This window comes from Streptomyces shinuiensis, assembly GCF_043660855.1.
In the GTDB taxonomy this organism is placed as follows: domain Bacteria; phylum Actinomycetota; class Actinomycetes; order Streptomycetales; family Streptomycetaceae; genus Streptomyces.
Genome location: NZ_JBIHML010000001.1, coordinates 1,053,533 through 1,068,470, shown reverse-complemented (window position 1 = coordinate 1,068,470; position 14,938 = coordinate 1,053,533). Strand labels below are relative to the sequence as shown.

The following is a 14,938-nucleotide window of genomic DNA, read 5'->3' as shown; positions in this document are numbered from 1 at the left end:
CGCCGGGCGGCGCACACTGGATCGCGTGATGGACGACGAGGCCAGGTACGAGGCGGTCCGCAGCCGCGACGAGCGGTTCGACGGCGTCTTCTTCACCGGGGTGCTCACCACCGGCATCTACTGCCGCCCGAGCTGCCCGGCGGTCACCCCCAAGCGGGGCAACGTGCGGTTCTTCCCCTCGGCCGCCGCCGCCCAGCGGGCCGGTCTGCGGGCGTGCCGCCGCTGCCGGCCCGACGCCGTGCCGGGGTCGGCCGAGTGGAACGCGCGGGCCGACCTCACCGGCCGCGCGATGCGGATGATCGCCGACGGTGTCGTGGACCGCGAGGGCGTCGAGGGGCTCGCCCGCCGGCTGGGCTACAGCGCACGCCAGGTACACCGCCGGCTCACCGCCGACCTCGGCGCCGGGCCCGTCGCCCTGGCCCGCGCCCAGCGGACGCACACCGCCAGGGTGCTGCTCCAGACCACCGCGCTGCCGGTCACCGAGATCGCCTTCGCCTCCGGCTTCGCCAGCGTGCGGCAGTTCAACGACACGATCCGCGAGGCCCACGCCTGCACCCCGCGCGAACTGCGCGCCCGCGGCGGCGCCAGAGCGGCGATCCGGGCCCGGGAGGCGGCCGAGAGCGGGGGAGTGGCGCTGCGGCTCGCCCACCGGGGCCCGTACGCCGCCGAGGAGATCTTCGGTTTCCTCCGGCGTCGGGCCGTCCCCGGCGTCGAGGAGGTCACCGGGGAGAGCGGCGCCCGCACCTACCGGCGCACCCTCGCCCTGCCCCACGGCCACGGCGTCGCGGAGGTCCGCGAGAGGGCGGACGAGGCGGGCGGCGGTCCGGGCGGTGGCTGGCTGCCGTGCCGGCTGCACCTGACCGACCTGCGGGACCTGACCACCGCCGTGCAGCGGATGCGGCGGTTGTTCGACCTGGACGCCGACCCGTACGCCGTCGCCGACCGACTGGGCTGCGACCCGCTGCTCGGACCCCTGGTCCGCGGACTGCCGGGGCTGCGCTCGCCGGGCGCGTCCGACCCGCACGAGGCGGCGGTGCGCGCCGTACTCGGCCAGCAGATCACCGTGGGCGCGGCCCGTGCGCTGACGGGCGCGCTCGTGGCGGCGTACGGCAAGCCGCTGCCCGCCCCCGACGGCTGTCTCACCCACGTCTTCCCCGACCCCGGAACCCTCGCCGGGGCGCCCCTGGAAGAACTGCGGATGCCCGGCTCCCGCCGCCTGGCGATCCGCGCCGTCGCGGCCGCCCTCGCCGACGGCGCCCTCGTCCTCGACCCCGGAGCCGACCGGGACGAGGCCGAACGGGCCCTGCTCGACCTGCCCGGCGTCGGCCCGTGGACGGCCGGCTGCGTCCGGATGCGCGCACTGGGCGACCCCGACGTCTTCCTGCCCGGCGACGCCGGGACGCGGCACGGACTGGAGCGGATCGGGGCCCGCGCGCGGGACGCCGAGCGCTGGCGCCCGTGGCGCTCCTACGCCCTGCACCATCTGTGGAACGCCACCCTCACCCCTCCCCCGACCGAGACCGGAACCGAGACCGCGGAGAAGCGATGACGACCCTCTACACGACCTGCCCGAGCCCGCTGGGCGAGCTGCTGATCGCCGGGCCCGAGCCCGGCGTACTGGCCTCGGTCAGCGTGCCCGGCCAGAAGGGCGGCGCCCGTGTGCTGCCCGGCTGGCGGCGCGACGACGCGGCCTTCGCCGATGTGGTGCGGCAGTTCGGCGCCTACTTCGCCGGGGAGCTGAAGGAGTTCGACCTCACCCCGGCCACCGGGGGGTCGGAGTTCCGCGAGCGGGTCTGGGCCGCGCTGGACCGCATCCCGTACGGCACCACCGTCACCTACGGCGAACTGGCCGTCATGGCGGGCCTGGAGCCGCGCTCGGTGCGGGCCGTCGGGGGAGCGGTCGGCGCCAACCCGCTGACGGTGGTGCACCCCTGCCATCGCGTCATCGGCGCGAGCGGATCGCTGACGGGATACGCGGGCGGACTGGAGCGCAAGAAGCTGCTGCTCACCCTCGAAGGGGTGCTGTGAGGACGCGGTGAGCGGCCCGGGAGCGCGGACGGGACCGTACGGCCGCCGCGGCCGGTGGGAACCGGCCGCGGCGGCCGCGGGGCAGAGCCGGGAGGGTCAGCCGAACTGCTTCTCGATGGCTGCGAGTTTGGCCTCCAGCGAGTCCAGCCGGGGACTGGTCAGGCTCTCGTCGGAGCCGAACGTGTCCGCCGGGCGGGGCGGGTCCACCTTGCGCAGCCCGTCCGCCCCCAGTGCGCCGGCGCCGGCGTCGTCCGAGGCGGCCCGGAGCGCGGCGCGCGGCCGGGCGGGCTGGGGCGAGGCCGCGCTGACCTCCAGCTCCACCTGCTGCGCGTCGGCACCGCGGCCCAGTCGGCTGATCGCCCGCAGCCGGGCCCGCTCCAGCTTCCGCTGCTCACGGTTGCGGGCGCGCTCCTCCTCCTTGCGGCGGCGGTCCTCGCGGACCTCGTCGACCGCCTCGTCCAGTGTCCGCACGCCCTCCAGCAGCATCATCGACCAGGCGGCGTAGGTCTCGCGCGGCGCGCGCAGCCAGCGCACCACCCGAATCTGCGGCAGCGGACGCGGCACCAGGCCCTGCTCGCGCAGGGCGGCGCGCCGGGTCTGCTTGAGCGCCCGGTCGAAGAGGATGGCCGCCGCGATCGACATGCCCGCGAAGAACTGCGGGGCACCCGCGTGCTCGTCGCCGCGCGGGGCGTGCACCCAGTTGAACCACGCCGCGGCACCCGCGAAGAGCCACACCAGCAGCCGCGAGCCGAGGGAGGCGTCACCGTGGCTGGCCTCGCGCACGGCGATGACGGCGGAGAACATCGCCGCGCCGTCCAGGCCGAAGGGGACCAGGAACTCCCAGCCCCCCGACAGCCCCAGGTTCTCCCTGCCGAATCCCACCAGGCCGTGGAAGGAGAGCGCGGCGGCGACGCCCGCGCAGCAGAACAGAAGTACGTAGGAGGCGATGGCGTAGACCGTCTCCTTGCGGCGGCGGCGCTCCTCCATGCGCTCCCAGGAGTCCGCGGCCTGGTCCTCCTCGGTCCTGTGGCGTCCGCTTCCGCGGCCCATCAACACGACCGCGACCAGGGCGCCGACGAGCAGTACGGCACCCGCCAGCACCCAGTTCATCGATATGTCCGTCAGTCTCATCCGGGGGTGTCCCCTGCCTGGCGGCATGCCGTCAAGACGGCCCCGCCGTGCTCGCGTTGGCTTCGTTGACCCGCAGCATCCTGGCGGAAAAAAGATTGTGTGGCAGGCCCTTTGGGCCCAAAAAACCGCCGATGGTGGCCAGAACGTGCGAACAGGAGTGTAGCGAGCCGCATTCGCCGCCGGTCACCGGCCGGACGCTCGAACCCCGGGGGAGTCCGCCTCGCACGTCCCGCCCGGCCGGTCCGCCCCGCTCCGGGCCCTCCCCGGAGCGGGGCGGACGGCGGATCAGGCGCGCGCGGCACCCAGCCGCTCCACCCGGTCGGCGTCGCAGGTGCGCGGGCAGGTGACGCAGGTGTCCTGCGGGCGCAGCGTGTAGAACATGCAGCAGCTCGCCCGGTCCCGGGTCGGGTACTTCTCGCCGTCCGGCCCGGTCAGCTCCCGGAAGGCGGCGCCCCGGGGGAACGGGGCGACCGAGCCCGGCAGCAGCAGCTCCGCCTCGGCCATCGCGCGCCGCTCCTCGCCCAGCAGGTGGCCGACGTACCACAGGCCCTCGGTGATCTCGTCCGTCGCCATGCCCCACAGCGCGCGCGGTCCGCGGCGCATGCGCGGCCGGAAGGCCTCGAGGACGGGACCGAGGTGCTCGGCCACCGACTCCCGCACGGCCGCTCGCAGCGCCTCCTCACCGTGGAGGACGCGGGCGCCGGGCAGGGCGGCGGCCGGGTCGCCGGGCAGGCAGGAGAACTCCTCGGCGCACACCGCCAGCCGGCCCGAGGCGCGGTCGTAGGCCACCGAACCCACCGGGACGCGCGGCGCCCGGCGGTGCAGGAACCAGGGGAGCGTCACCAGCAGGCAGACCGACCAGGCATAGCGGTGCAGGCCGAAGCCGGCGACCACGTCGGGCCGGGCCTGCCGGCCGTAGTCGCGCCGTACCTGCTCGTCGTCCCAGGCCAGGAAGGTCTCCAGGGCGGCGCCGCCCTCGGTCAGCTCCGCCGCCCGCACCCAGCCGCCGCCGCGCGGCAGTTCGCCGGCCTCCCGCACCTCGGTGACCCGCAGACTGGGGAAGACCTCGGCCAGGCGGCCGTAGGCCGCGGCCAGCGGCGACGGTGCTGTGGGCGCCTCGGGCGCGGGGGCGAGGGTGCACATGGCCATGCGGGTACCACCGAATCGACGGCTATAACAGGTAAGGCTTACCTTAGCTCATGTGATCGGTGCCGGGGCAACGCCGTCCGCACGAGTGGCGCGCGTCACTCCGCGAAATCCCCCGCCGGATCCGGACCCGGAGCCGGGGACCGCTCCCCGCCCTCCCGCGCCAGCCGCTCGGCCAGCCAGTTCGGCACCCCGCCCAGCAGACGGAACAGCCGCCGCGCCTCGGCCCGCAGCCGCTCCGCCTCCGGCTCCGGCTGGACGTCCGCCAGGGCCACCAGGGCCGGGGCCATGCCCACCAGGTAACCCAGCTCCTCGCGCAGCCGCAGCGACTCGGCGAAGCCGTGCCGCGCCTCGGCGAGCTCGCCGCCGCGCAGGGCCAGCCCGGCCAGATGCCGCCAGGTGAAGGAGCACAGCAGCGCGTCCCCCTGGGCGGTGGCGGCGGCGTGCGCCCGGCGGTACGCCGCCCGCGCCGCCTGGGGGCTGTCGCCGAAGTGCTCGGTCATCAGGCCGCGCCGGAAGTCCAGCATCGCCCGCCGGGAGGAGTCGGGCGGCAGCAGCGCGGCGGCCCGCCCCAGCGCGGCACGGGCCTCGTCGGCCCGGTCGCGTACGGCCAGCACCGTCGCGGCGTAGGCCAGGTGGCCGCGCTCGCAGGCGGCCGCGCCGCGCTCCTCGTCCGTCGCCGCCAGGGCCTCGGCCACCCGCAGCGCCTCCTCGGCGCGCTCCCAGCCGCCGGCGGTGAACATGCAGCGCTCCACCAGCAGCCCCGCCCGCCGCAGCGCCGCCCCGGCGTCCTCCCGCGCCACCCCCGGCTCCAGCAGCGCCGCCGCGTCCTCCCAGCAGCCGCGCGACCTCAGCCGCCACACCGCGTGGTCGAGCGGCCCGCCCTCCGCGTCAGCGCCCGGCCCCGACCCCGCACCCGATCCCGCACCCTCCAGCCGTACCGAACCTGACATGGCGGTCTCCGCCACAGTGCCCTCCCCAACCAAGCGCGCCGTCGAGCCGGATGTGAGCGAATCCCAGCACGAACACCGGGGCCCCGCCAAGAGGTAAGTGTGAACGGTTTCACAATCTTGGTCAGCTCTTGACACACTCCGGACGGCATGCGTTTTCGGCCGCCGCGGTCAATCCTCCCACCGGCGGTCGTCCGGCTCCCGCCGGTTGGCGACGGCCGCCGCGACCGGTGGGACGACCATGGCCACCAGACACATCGCGATCGCCGGCGGGACCGACCACAGGCGCACGAAGGCCCACGCGCCGACGAAGAGGGCCAGGCACGGACCCATCAGCGCGAAGTAGCGGCGCCGCCTGCGCGCGTACCCCCTTCCGGTCCGGGGCGGGGCCGGTCCGGGCGGGCGCTCAGCGCATGCGCAGGGCCAGGAAGAAGTCCACCTTGTCCTCCAGCCGCGACAGGTCGCGGCCGGTGAGCCGCTCGATGCGGCCCACCCGGTAGCGCAGGGTGTTGACGTGCAGACGGAGGTGGGCGGCGCAGCGCGTCCAGGAGCCGTCGGAGGCGAGGAACGCCTCCAGGGTGGGCACCAGTTCGGCGCGGTGGCGCCGGTCATACTCGTACAGCGGGTCCAGCAGCCGGGCGGTGAAGGCGCGGCGCACGTCGTCGGGTACGAAGGGCAGCAGCAGGACGTGCGAGGCCAGCTCCTCGTGCCCGGCCGCGCAGACCCGCCCCGGCCGGGCGGCGGCCACGCGCCGGGCGTGGCGGGCCTCCTCCAGGGCCCCGCGCAGGCCCCCGGCGGAGTGGACGGCGGCGCTGACGCCCAGGGTCAGCCGTCCGTCGGGGCCACCGAGGCCGTCCAGGCCGCGCTCCAGCGGGGTCCGAAGTGAGTCGAGCAGGTCGGCGGCGGCGAACGCGCCCTCGGTCCCGGCGGGCGGCCCGGCCTCCTCACCGGTGGCTTCCCCACCGCCGGCCTCCTGTCCGGGAGCCGCCGGAAACGGGACGAGCGCGACGGCCTCCCCGCCGGCCGGCACCACCGCGACCCGGTCCGCCGCGTCCTGACCGACGACCGGACCGGCCAGCGCCTCCTCCAGCAGGGCCCCGGCGGCCCGGGCCCGCTCGTCCTCGGGCAGGCCGGGGCCGCCCTCCCAGTCCAGTCGGGCGACGATCACCTGCCACAGGGAAGCGGCCCCGGCCCCGGGCAGCAGCGCGGGGGCCGTCACCCGCAGCCGGGCGGCGACCTCGGCCGACGGCGCGCCGATGCGGAGCAGCTCCAGCACCTCCCCGGCCAGACGGCGCCCCACCGAGCGTGCGGCGTCCCGCCGCTCGCGCTCGGCCGCGATCAGCCGGGTGACGCCGTGCAGCAGGTCCAGCCGCTCGGCCGGCCACTCGTCCGCGTCGGCCTCCACGGCCAGCAGCCAGCCCGACAGCGCCGACAGCACCGCCCCCCGGGGCCCGGCCCCCTCCGCACCGGCCGGCGGGCCGCCCACCGGGAACAGCGAGTACACCGCTCCGTCGGCCACCGCACGGTGCGGGCCGGGGCGCCCCGCCCGCACCGCCGCCAGGTGCTCGCCCGCCAGGCGGGTGCGGACGGAGGCCGGCAGCCGGTCCGCGCCGGGCCCGGCGACCGGGCGGCCGGCGGGGGAGAGCACCCACGCCCGCAGGTCCAGATCGGAGCCCAGCAGGTCCAGCACCACCTCCGGGCCGCCGCCCGCCGGGCCCGGCGACATCAGCCGCCGGTGCCGTTCCACCACGGCGGCCAGATCGCCGGCCCGCTCACCGGAGACCTGCCGCACCACATGCTCGGTGACGGTGGCGAAGGCGACCTTCTCGTCCACCGAGAACAGCGGCATCCGGTGCCGTGCGCAGGCCGTCACCAGATCCCCGGGCACCGGGCCCAGCTCCGCCTCGCCCGCGGCCAGCGCGGCCACGCCCGCGGCGGCCAGGACGCGGACGAACGGTTCGGAGTCCTCGGGTCCGCGCCGCCAGGCCAGTCCCGTCAGGACCAGCTCGCCGCCCGAAAGATAGCGGCTCGGATCCCGCAGGTCGGTGGTCATCACGCCCCGCACCGGACGGTCGAGCTCCTCCTCGCCGCTCAGGATCCGCAGCCCCGGGAAGGGGCTGTCCAGGAGTGCGCGCAACCGCATCGTCGTCGTCCGCCGATCTTTCCGTACCGTTCGTGCGCGGGGCGCGCGTACCGCACCCCGCGGCCCCGCGGGCTTTCGTTCGAATCTACAAGACCTGAGCGTGGGCCGTACGGGTGCTTCGTGCCACCGGTGACCGCACCGGCCGGGCGACGAGCCGGTCCGCGGGGGGCGCGCGGTGTAACACGGATGTGGCACCCGATCCCCGCACACCCGCCCGGCGCCCGCCCCCGCCGCGGGCAGGCGGCGGGGTCACGCGACCGACCGAGAAGAGCCGACGCCATGGACTTCCCGTGCCCCGCCGACCGGGAGGCGGCGCCCGCCGCCGGCGCCGGGCGCCCGAGCGGCCCATGAGCCCGGAGGACCCCGGCGGGCCCGAGCGCCCCGAGAAGCCCGAGCCCCCCGAGGACCCCCGGGTGGTCGGCCCCCCGTCTCCCAGGGGGTTGCCCGTGGACCGCTGGTTCCACGTCTCCCGCCGCGGCTCCACGGTCGCGCGGGAGGTGCGCGGCGGCGTCACCACCTTCATGGCGATGGCGTACATCCTGCTGCTCAACCCCGTGCTGCTGTCCGTCCCCGACCGCTACGGGAACCGGCTCGACCCCGCCGCGGTGATCACCGCGACCGCACTGGCCGCCGCCGTCACCACCGTCGCCATGGGCCTGATCGGCCGCGTTCCGCTGGCGCTGGCCGCCGGGCTGGGCGTCTCGGGAGTGCTGGCCACCCAGGTCGCCCCCGAGGTGAGCTGGCCGCAGGCGATGGGAATGTGCGTGATCTACGGATCGGTGATCATCCTGCTGGTGGTCACCGGGATGCGCGAGCGGATCATGGACGCGATCCCGACGGCGCTCAAACACGCCATCACCATCGGCATCGGCCTGTTCATCGCGATGGTCGGCCTGGTCAACGCGGGCTTCGTCGGCCTGGGCGAACCGGGCTCCCCGGTCACCCTCGGCCAGGGCGGCCGGCTGGCCGGCTGGCCGGTGCTGGCCTTCTGCGTCACCCTGCTGCTGACCTTCATGCTGCTGGCCCGTGGGGTGCCCGGCGCCCTCCTCGTCGGTATCGCGGCCGGCACCGCCGCCTCGACGGTCGCCACCGCCGTCCTCGGCATCGGCGACGAGGAGTGGGGCGGCGCCGTTCCCGAACTCCCCGAACGGCTGGTCTCCGCCCCCGACTTCGGCCTGCTGGGGAATGTGGAGATCGGCGGCCTGGCGGATCTGGGCGTCACCGGCTTCACCATGATCGTCTTCACCCTGGTACTGGCCGGGTTCTTCGACGCGATGGCCACCATCATCGCCGTCGGCCACGAGGCGGGTCTCACCGACGAGCGGGAGCGGATGCCGGGGCTGGGCCGGGCGCTGCTGGTGGACGGAGCCGGCGGGGTGGTCGGCGGAGTGGCCAGCGCGTCGGGCCAGACGGTCTTCGTCGAGTCGGCCGCGGGGGTGGGCGAGGGCGCCCGTACGGGGCTGTCCGCCGTCGTCACCGGGCTGCTGTTCGCGGCGGCGCTGCTGTTCACCCCGCTGGCTCTGGTCGTGCCCGGTCAGGTGGCCTCCGCCGCGCTGGTCGTCATCGGCGCGATGATGATGCGGAACTCCCGGTACGTGGACTGGACCGACCGCACCACGGCGATCCCCGTCTTCCTGACCGTCGTCCTGATGCCCTTCACCTACTCCATCACCACCGGCATCGGCGCCGGCGTCATCGCCTACACCGCCGTGCGGACGGCGGTGGGGCGCTGGCGCGAACCGGGGCCGCTCATGTGGCTGCTGACGGCGGTGTTCCTCGTCCACTTCGCGGTGGGCGGTACGGGAGGAGGGGCGGAGGGGTGAGCCGACCGGTGCCGGACCGGACCGGATGACCGCCCGGTCCGGCACGGAGGGGGCGCCGTCAGTCCCGCCGCTCCTTCATCATCTCGGCCCAGCCGCTCTGGACCATCGTCTGGAAGCGCCAGACGCCGCCCCGGCGCACCAGGATGTCGGCGTAGCGCATGCGGTGCTCCTCGCCGCCGGCCGTCGTCACCGAGTCGGTGAACACCACGACGAGGCAGGGTGAGAGGAAGAACGGGGTGCGCGCCGAGTCGAAGCGGACATCCTCGTCCCCTCCGCAGCCCATCACCGCGTTCATCGTCTCGGTGTAACGCCGCCGGTCCCACTGGTCCGTCCGGCCGTCGCCGTCGGAGCCGTCGGTCACCAGGTTGAGCGGGAAGACGGCCATGTCGGCCATGCGCTCGACGTTCTCCGGGGTGGGGGAGGAGGCGAGCTCGTCGTAGGAGGCGAACCACTCCTCCACGCTCCGCAGGTCCTCCTCGGTCGGGGTGTAGCCGGTCAGGGCCGTGGCGGTCTCGGTGTTCTTCGGCAAGACTCTCCATTCATCAAACTTGACTAGTTGCTGGGAGGGTAGTACCGGTCATCTCACTGGTCAAATTTGATTAAGTGAACTCCGCCGGAGGCCGGTTCGGGCCGCCGCCGGTGCGGAGCAGCGCGTGCGCCGCCTCGTTGACCGGCTGCGGAGTGCCCGCCAGGTCCAGCGTGAAGAGTGGCAGCCCGAGACCGTTCGCACGGCCGAGCGCCTGACGGGTGTAGCCCGCCAGGGAGAAGCAGACGGCCACCGCCGACTCGTTGAGGCCGTGCAGCCACAGCGTCTCGACGGCGTCCGGCCCGGTCGGCGAGGTGGTGGGATCCACCCGGGCCAGGACCTCGGGCCCGCGCAGGTCGACGCCCGGGACCGGGAGGGCCCCGACCACGGGGCGCACCCGCTCGAAGCCCAGCCAGCCCAGGTAGAGTGCGGCGGCCGTCACCACGTCCCGGGCGGTGCGGATGGCGACCGGCTGGAAGTCGGGCCGCTCACGGGCCGCGTCCGGCAGCGGCGCGTCCCCCGGTGCGGCCGCCCCGCCCGCGGGCACGACGGACGGGGCGGCCGCACCGGAGGGCTCGGCGAGGGGAGGCCGCAGCAGCGCGCCGCACGGGCAGCCCAGCTCCGGCCGGGGCCACTCGTCGTGCCGCCCGCAGGCGGAGCAGCGCAGCGTCAGCCAGGAGTCGGCCCACGCGCGGTGCCGGATCCGTACGGGGATCCCGCCGCGCAGCAGCGCGGGCGCCACGGGGGCGCCGCAGCGGCACGGGTAGGAAGGCACGGTGTAGAGGTGCTCACGACGACACTGAGGGCACCGCACCGGCACGGTCTCTGCCAATCTCGGCTCCAGGTGGACGGTCGGGCCGGAGGGCCGCGGGGACAAGGGGTTCGCGGGCTCATCGTCCCCGACGCACGCGCCCGCCGGGAACGGGTTCGCAGGGCCGTGGCGTCCCGCGGCGGACCGGAGGATCGACTTCCGGTCATGTTCGCCCGGCGGCCCGCCCCCGTCACCGGGCGGCGCGCCGCCCGGGCGTCCGGGACCGCCTGCCGGCCCGGCCGGTCCCGCTGGCCTGAACCATGCCCCGATTCTCGCCCTCCGTGTAGCGCGATGTGCGGAGAGTGGCGTTTACTGTGCGCACCCCTTTTCCGGCCGCACGGCTCCGGTTTTCCGGCCGCACGGCTCCGGGAGGGGCCGGGCCGCGAGCCCGTACGGCGGCGGAACGGCGTGGGAGCGCCGCGGAGAACCGGCAACGGGAAGACGGAGCACGACGGAGCACGACGGCAGACGACGAGGAACACAGCATCCATGTGGGGGGAGCTGCGTTGCGGAAGGAAGCGGTAGGGCGCCGGGCGGTCGTCCAAGGACAGGACGACCCGCGGGTCATCGCACTGCGGCGGGCCGTGGCCCGGCTGCACCGGGAACTGGCCGGTTACCGTCCACAGTTGGCGGACCGGCAGATAGCCGAGGACGAACTGGCCGCCGTGGACGCCGCGCTCCGCGCGGGCGCTCCCGAGGTCGTCCGGGTGCGCCACTCGCTGCTCCTGATCGCAGGGGCGGTCGGGTCGGTGAGCGCGCTGGCCGAGGCGCTGGCCGAGGTGCGCAGGGCCGTCGAGCTGTTCGGCGGGCCGACGCGCTGAGGGAAGTCCCGCACCCCGGCGGCCCGGGCACGCGGGCAGGCCGTCGCGGGAAGGTTCCGCACGGCCTGTTTCGGCCCACCTGCGGCCCGCCGGACCACCTGACCGGATAACGATGTCGCCGAAAGACCCCCGCCGGCATCATCGGTGGCGGACGGCCACACAGCGGAGGCGCGGATGAGCACGGACGAGCGGGCACCTGTCGATCTGGCTTCCCTGGGCGAGGACTTCGCCCGCGACCCCTATCCCGTCTACGCCGAACTGCGCGCCCGCGGCCCGGTGCACCGGGTGCTGATGCCCGAGGGCGTCCATGCGTGGCTGGTCGTCGGATACGAGGAGGCGCGGGCCGTCCTCACCGATCCGCGCCTGTCCAAGCGCTGGAGCAACGCCTCGCCCGCCCTGCCGGTGGGCCCTCCGGCGGCCGGGGTCAGCATGCTCAGCTCCGACCCGCCGGACCACACCAGGCTGCGCAGGCTGGTCGCCCGCGAGTTCACCGCGCGGCGCACTGCGTCCCTGGAGCCGAGGGTGCGGGAGATCGCCGACGGGCTGCTGGAGGCGATGCTGAAGGAGCCGGGCCGGCGGGCCGATCTGGTGGACGCCTACGCCTTCCCGCTGCCCATCACGGTCATCTGCGAGCTGCTGGGCGTGCCGTTCCTGGACCGGGACGCCTTCCGGGCCTGGTCGGCCACCGCCGTCGGGAACGCGGGCTTCGAGGAGAAGCGGGCCGCGAACGAGGCCGTCACCGCGTACCTCGCCGAGCTGCTGGAGGAGAAGCGGCGGCAGCCGGGCGAGGACCTGCTGAGCGCCCTGCTGCACACCGCCGACGAGGACGGCGACCGGCTGTCGGCCGAGGAACTGCTCGGCATGGCCTGGCTGCTGCTCATCGCGGGCCACGAGACCACCGTCAACCTGATCGCGAACGGCACCCTCGCCCTGCTCACCCACCCCGGCCAGCTCGCCCTGCTGCGCTCGGACCCCTCCCTGACCGAGGGCGCGGTCGAGGAGATGCTGCGCTACGACGGCCCGGTCGAGACGCCCAGCTACCGCTTCACCACCGAGCCCGTCGAGATCGGAGGGACGGTGATCCCCGGCGGCGGGGAGCTGGTGCTGGCGGCCCTCGCCGACGCCGACCGCGACCCGGGGCGCTTCGCGGACCCCGGCCGCTTCGACATCCGCCGCGCGTCCCGCGGCCACCTCGCCTTCGGGCACGGCATCCACCACTGCCTGGGCGCCCCGCTGGCCCGGCTGGAGGGTCGCGTCGCCGTCCGTGCGCTGCTGGACCACTGCCCGGACCTGGCCCTCGACATCCACCCCGCGGCCCTCTCCTGGCGGCAGGGCATGCTCATCCGCGGCCCGCACCGCCTGCCGGTGCGCTTCTGAGGGCCCGCCTCTTCCGTCCCGCCCACCTCCTCCACCCCACCCGCGCCGCCCGGTCCCTCCCGTGTCCCTGACGGGCGGGGGTCCGACCTGTCGGCGGGCGTGACGGTCACCGGCTCGGCGGGTGTCCTCGATGCCCAGCCGCCGGAGGACGGCGAACGCGTGGGCCGGCGTCGCGGTGTCCCTGCCGGTCACCCCCGCGGTCGGCTTCCGCAACGGCTGGACGCTCACCGGCCCCGACCCCGGCCTCACCGAGCCGATCGGCGGCACGGCGGCACCTTTCCGGCGGCGAGCCGGACCGGCTCGGCCGCGAACTGGCGTGCACCCGTGCCTCGGACCCGGAACGCGGGGCTCCGTAGGGCACAATCGACGGTGATGAGTACGTACCGTGACCGGGCGCACCGAGGCTCTGCCGGAACGACCGCCGGAACGACCGCCGGAACGACCGCCGGAACGACCACCAGGGCGGCCGCCAGAGCGACGGTGTTCAAGGCCGTGGCCACGCGCGAGCGGCGCTCCTACGTCTCCGCGCCGCGCGTGCCCACGGTGGGCATCGACATCGGCGGCACGAAGGTGATGGCGGGGGTCGTCGACGCCGACGGCCGCATCCTGGAGAAGGTCCGGGCGGAGACCCCCGACAAGTCCAAGAGCCCGAGGGTCGTCGAGGACACCATCGCCGAGCTGGTCCTGGACCTCTCCGACCGCCACGACGTGCACGCCGTCGGCATCGGGGCTGCCGGCTGGGTGGACGCCGACCGCTCCCGGGTGCTGTTCGCCCCCCATCTGGCCTGGCGCGACGAGCCGCTGCGCGACGCGCTGACCGCACGCCTGGCCGTGCCCGTCATGGTCGACAACGACGCCAACACCGCCGCCTGGGGCGAGTGGCGCTTCGGTGCCGGCCGCGGCGAGGACCATCTCGTCATGATCACCCTCGGCACCGGCATCGGCGGCGCCATACTCGAGGACGGCCAGGTCAAGCGGGGCAAGTACGGAGTGGCCGGGGAGTTCGGCCACATGCAGGTCGTGCCCGGCGGTCACCGCTGCCCCTGCGGCAACCGCGGCTGCTGGGAGCAGTACAGCTCCGGCAACGCCCTGGTCCGCGAGGCCCGCGAGCTGGCGGTGGCCGAGTCGCCGGTCGCGTACGGGCTCATCGACCGCGTCGGCGGCAACGTCCGCGACATCACCGGGCCGTTGATCACCGGGCTGGCCCGCGAGGGCGACGCGATGTGCACCGAGCTCCTCCAGGAGATCGGCGAGTGGCTCGGCGTCGGCATCGCCAACCTGGCCGCCGCGCTGGACCCCTCCTGCTTCGTCGTCGGAGGCGGGGTCAGCGCCGCCGACGAACTGCTGATCGGCCCCGCCCGGGACGCCTTCCGCCGCCACCTCACCGGCCGCGGCTACCGTCCCGAGGCCCGTATCGCGCGCGCCGAACTCGGCCCGGAGGCCGGCATGGTCGGCGCCGCCGACCTCGCCCGGCTGGTCGCCCGCCGCTTCCGCCGCGCCAACCGCCGCCGGGTGGAGCGGTACGAGCGCGCCGGGGTCGGCCTGCTGCCGTCGCGCGGATGGGGGGCGGGCCGTTGACCACCACCGTGTCCCTGCCGCAGCCCGGGACTCCGCCGCACCGGCCCAGGCACCGCTGGCTGGCCGCGATCATCGTGGTGCTGCTGATCGCCGTCCCCGCCGGCTACCTGGTGCTCTCCGCCTACCAGAGCCGCGACAGCGGCAAGGACAAGCAGCGCGCCGCCGCCGCCACCGGCCTGGTGTGGCAGTGGCCCAGCAAGCTGGAGAGCCGCATCTACGAGGTGCCCGTGCCCGGCGGGTCCAGCTACGTGGCGCACTACGAGGCCAACAGCTGGCAGCGCAGCTCCTTCTACGTGCAGTTCCGCACCTCCCGGCAGGGCCTGGAACGGTTCGTCGAGGAGGCCGGCGGCGATCCGCGCGCCCTGCGCGAGGGCGCCCCCGGCGTCACCGGACGGCAGGCGCAGAAGGTGGGCTGGGAACTGGACGCCGCCGGCCGCCGCTACGCGGGCACCAGGATCGAGCGGCCCGGCGAGCGGCCCGACCTGGCGGTCACCGTGGACGTCACCAGCGAGGACCGCCTGCGGGTCTACGCGGTCTCCACGGTCGAGTTCTGACGGAACCGGCCGCCGGGCGGCCCCTGTGTACCCGCTCTGCCGCCCCCGCC

General features: G+C 75.4%; 13 protein-coding genes and 1 pseudogene. 7 read left to right on the top strand and 7 right to left on the bottom strand.

From position 1 onward, the window contains the following. Nucleotides 1-28 precede the first annotated feature (28 nt). Both ACGRHY_RS04755 and ACGRHY_RS04750 read left to right on the top strand, forming a co-directional pair. Nucleotides 29-1,549 (top strand): AlkA N-terminal domain-containing protein, encoded by a 1,521-nt coding sequence (locus tag ACGRHY_RS04755; protein ID WP_394637924.1) that lies wholly within the window; start codon nucleotides 29-31, stop codon nucleotides 1,547-1,549. Beyond that, on the top strand, nucleotides 1,546-2,028 hold the full coding sequence (locus ACGRHY_RS04750) for a methylated-DNA--[protein]-cysteine S-methyltransferase (protein WP_394634134.1): 483 nt from the start codon (nucleotides 1,546-1,548) through the stop codon (nucleotides 2,026-2,028). Before ACGRHY_RS04755 ends, ACGRHY_RS04750 begins: the two co-directional genes overlap by 4 nt. Before the next feature lie 96 nt (nucleotides 2,029-2,124). On the opposite strand, the gene ACGRHY_RS04745 is transcribed toward ACGRHY_RS04750, so the two are convergent. From ACGRHY_RS04745 to ACGRHY_RS04725, 5 genes and pseudogenes are all read right to left on the bottom strand, one after another. Then, complete coding sequence (locus tag ACGRHY_RS04745) at nucleotides 2,125-3,159, bottom strand: DUF2637 domain-containing protein (RefSeq protein ID WP_394634133.1); 1,035 nt, start codon at nucleotides 3,157-3,159, stop codon at nucleotides 2,125-2,127. 285 nt (nucleotides 3,160-3,444) lie between these two features. Next, the gene (locus ACGRHY_RS04740) at nucleotides 3,445-4,302 is read right to left on the bottom strand and encodes a (2Fe-2S)-binding protein (RefSeq protein WP_394634132.1); all 858 of its coding nucleotides are present in this window, start codon (nucleotides 4,300-4,302) and stop codon (nucleotides 3,445-3,447) included. Nucleotides 4,303-4,403: 101 nt separating this feature from the next. Continuing rightward, a complete protein-coding gene (locus ACGRHY_RS04735; RefSeq protein ID WP_394634131.1) occupies nucleotides 4,404-5,258 on the bottom strand; it encodes a hypothetical protein in 855 nt (284 codons plus the stop codon). Between the two features lie 168 nt (nucleotides 5,259-5,426). Then, nucleotides 5,427-5,621, bottom strand: a pseudogene (locus tag ACGRHY_RS04730) (DUF3099 domain-containing protein); the annotation flags it as partial. 40 nt (nucleotides 5,622-5,661) lie between these two features. Further along, entirely contained in the window at nucleotides 5,662-7,398 is a 1,737-nt protein-coding gene (locus tag ACGRHY_RS04725; RefSeq protein ID WP_394634130.1) for a PucR family transcriptional regulator, read from the bottom strand. A 347-nt stretch (nucleotides 7,399-7,745) separates the two neighbouring features. Here ACGRHY_RS04725 and ACGRHY_RS04720 point away from each other — a divergent pair, with 347 nt between their 5' ends. Beyond that, on the top strand, nucleotides 7,746-9,221 hold the full coding sequence (locus ACGRHY_RS04720; protein ID WP_394634129.1) for an NCS2 family permease: 1,476 nt from the start codon (nucleotides 7,746-7,748) through the stop codon (nucleotides 9,219-9,221). 58 nt (nucleotides 9,222-9,279) lie between these two features. Here the strand turns inward: ACGRHY_RS04720 and ACGRHY_RS04715 are convergent, their stop codons facing one another. Both ACGRHY_RS04715 and ACGRHY_RS04710 read right to left on the bottom strand, forming a co-directional pair. Continuing rightward, on the bottom strand, nucleotides 9,280-9,750 hold the full coding sequence (locus tag ACGRHY_RS04715) for a nuclear transport factor 2 family protein (RefSeq protein WP_394634128.1): 471 nt from the start codon (nucleotides 9,748-9,750) through the stop codon (nucleotides 9,280-9,282). Nucleotides 9,751-9,820: 70 nt separating this feature from the next. Next, nucleotides 9,821-10,522 (bottom strand): hypothetical protein, encoded by a 702-nt coding sequence (locus ACGRHY_RS04710; protein WP_394634127.1) that lies wholly within the window; start codon nucleotides 10,520-10,522, stop codon nucleotides 9,821-9,823. Between the two features lie 542 nt (nucleotides 10,523-11,064). Here ACGRHY_RS04710 and ACGRHY_RS04705 point away from each other — a divergent pair. The 4 genes from ACGRHY_RS04705 (at nucleotide 11,065) to ACGRHY_RS04690 (ending at nucleotide 14,888) form a co-directional block, all read left to right on the top strand. Beyond that, nucleotides 11,065-11,379, top strand: coding sequence for a DUF5955 family protein (locus ACGRHY_RS04705; protein ID WP_394634126.1), 315 nt, complete (start codon nucleotides 11,065-11,067; stop codon nucleotides 11,377-11,379). 174 nt (nucleotides 11,380-11,553) lie between these two features. Then, nucleotides 11,554-12,756: a cytochrome P450 family protein gene (locus tag ACGRHY_RS04700; RefSeq protein WP_394634125.1), complete on the top strand. Its 1,203-nt coding sequence runs from the start codon at nucleotides 11,554-11,556 to the stop codon at nucleotides 12,754-12,756. A 372-nt stretch (nucleotides 12,757-13,128) separates the two neighbouring features. Next, entirely contained in the window at nucleotides 13,129-14,334 is a 1,206-nt protein-coding gene (locus ACGRHY_RS04695) for an ROK family glucokinase (RefSeq protein ID WP_394634124.1), read from the top strand. After that, entirely contained in the window at nucleotides 14,331-14,888 is a 558-nt protein-coding gene (locus ACGRHY_RS04690; RefSeq protein ID WP_394634123.1) for a hypothetical protein, read from the top strand. Before ACGRHY_RS04695 ends, ACGRHY_RS04690 begins: the two co-directional genes overlap by 4 nt. Nucleotides 14,889-14,938 lie beyond the last annotated feature (50 nt).

Bases quoted from the DNA above. Each gene is read 5' to 3' on its own strand.
- ACGRHY_RS04700 (WP_394634125.1), top strand. From the start codon at position 11,554: ATGAGCACGGACGAGCGGGCACCTGTCGATCTGGCTTCCCTGGGCGAG.
- ACGRHY_RS04750 (WP_394634134.1), top strand. From the start codon at position 1,546: ATGACGACCCTCTACACGACCTGCCCGAGCCCGCTGGGCGAGCTGCTG.
- ACGRHY_RS04740 (WP_394634132.1), bottom strand. From the start codon at position 4,302: ATGTGCACCCTCGCCCCCGCGCCCGAGGCGCCCACAGCACCGTCGCCG.
- ACGRHY_RS04695 (WP_394634124.1), top strand. From the start codon at position 13,129: ATGAGTACGTACCGTGACCGGGCGCACCGAGGCTCTGCCGGAACGACC.
- ACGRHY_RS04755 (WP_394637924.1), top strand. From the start codon at position 29: ATGGACGACGAGGCCAGGTACGAGGCGGTCCGCAGCCGCGACGAGCGG.
- ACGRHY_RS04720 (WP_394634129.1), top strand. From the start codon at position 7,746: ATGAGCCCGGAGGACCCCGGCGGGCCCGAGCGCCCCGAGAAGCCCGAG.
- ACGRHY_RS04745 (WP_394634133.1), bottom strand. From the start codon at position 3,159: ATGAGACTGACGGACATATCGATGAACTGGGTGCTGGCGGGTGCCGTA.
- ACGRHY_RS04735 (WP_394634131.1), bottom strand. From the start codon at position 5,258: ATGTCAGGTTCGGTACGGCTGGAGGGTGCGGGATCGGGTGCGGGGTCG.
- ACGRHY_RS04725 (WP_394634130.1), bottom strand. From the start codon at position 7,398: ATGCGGTTGCGCGCACTCCTGGACAGCCCCTTCCCGGGGCTGCGGATC.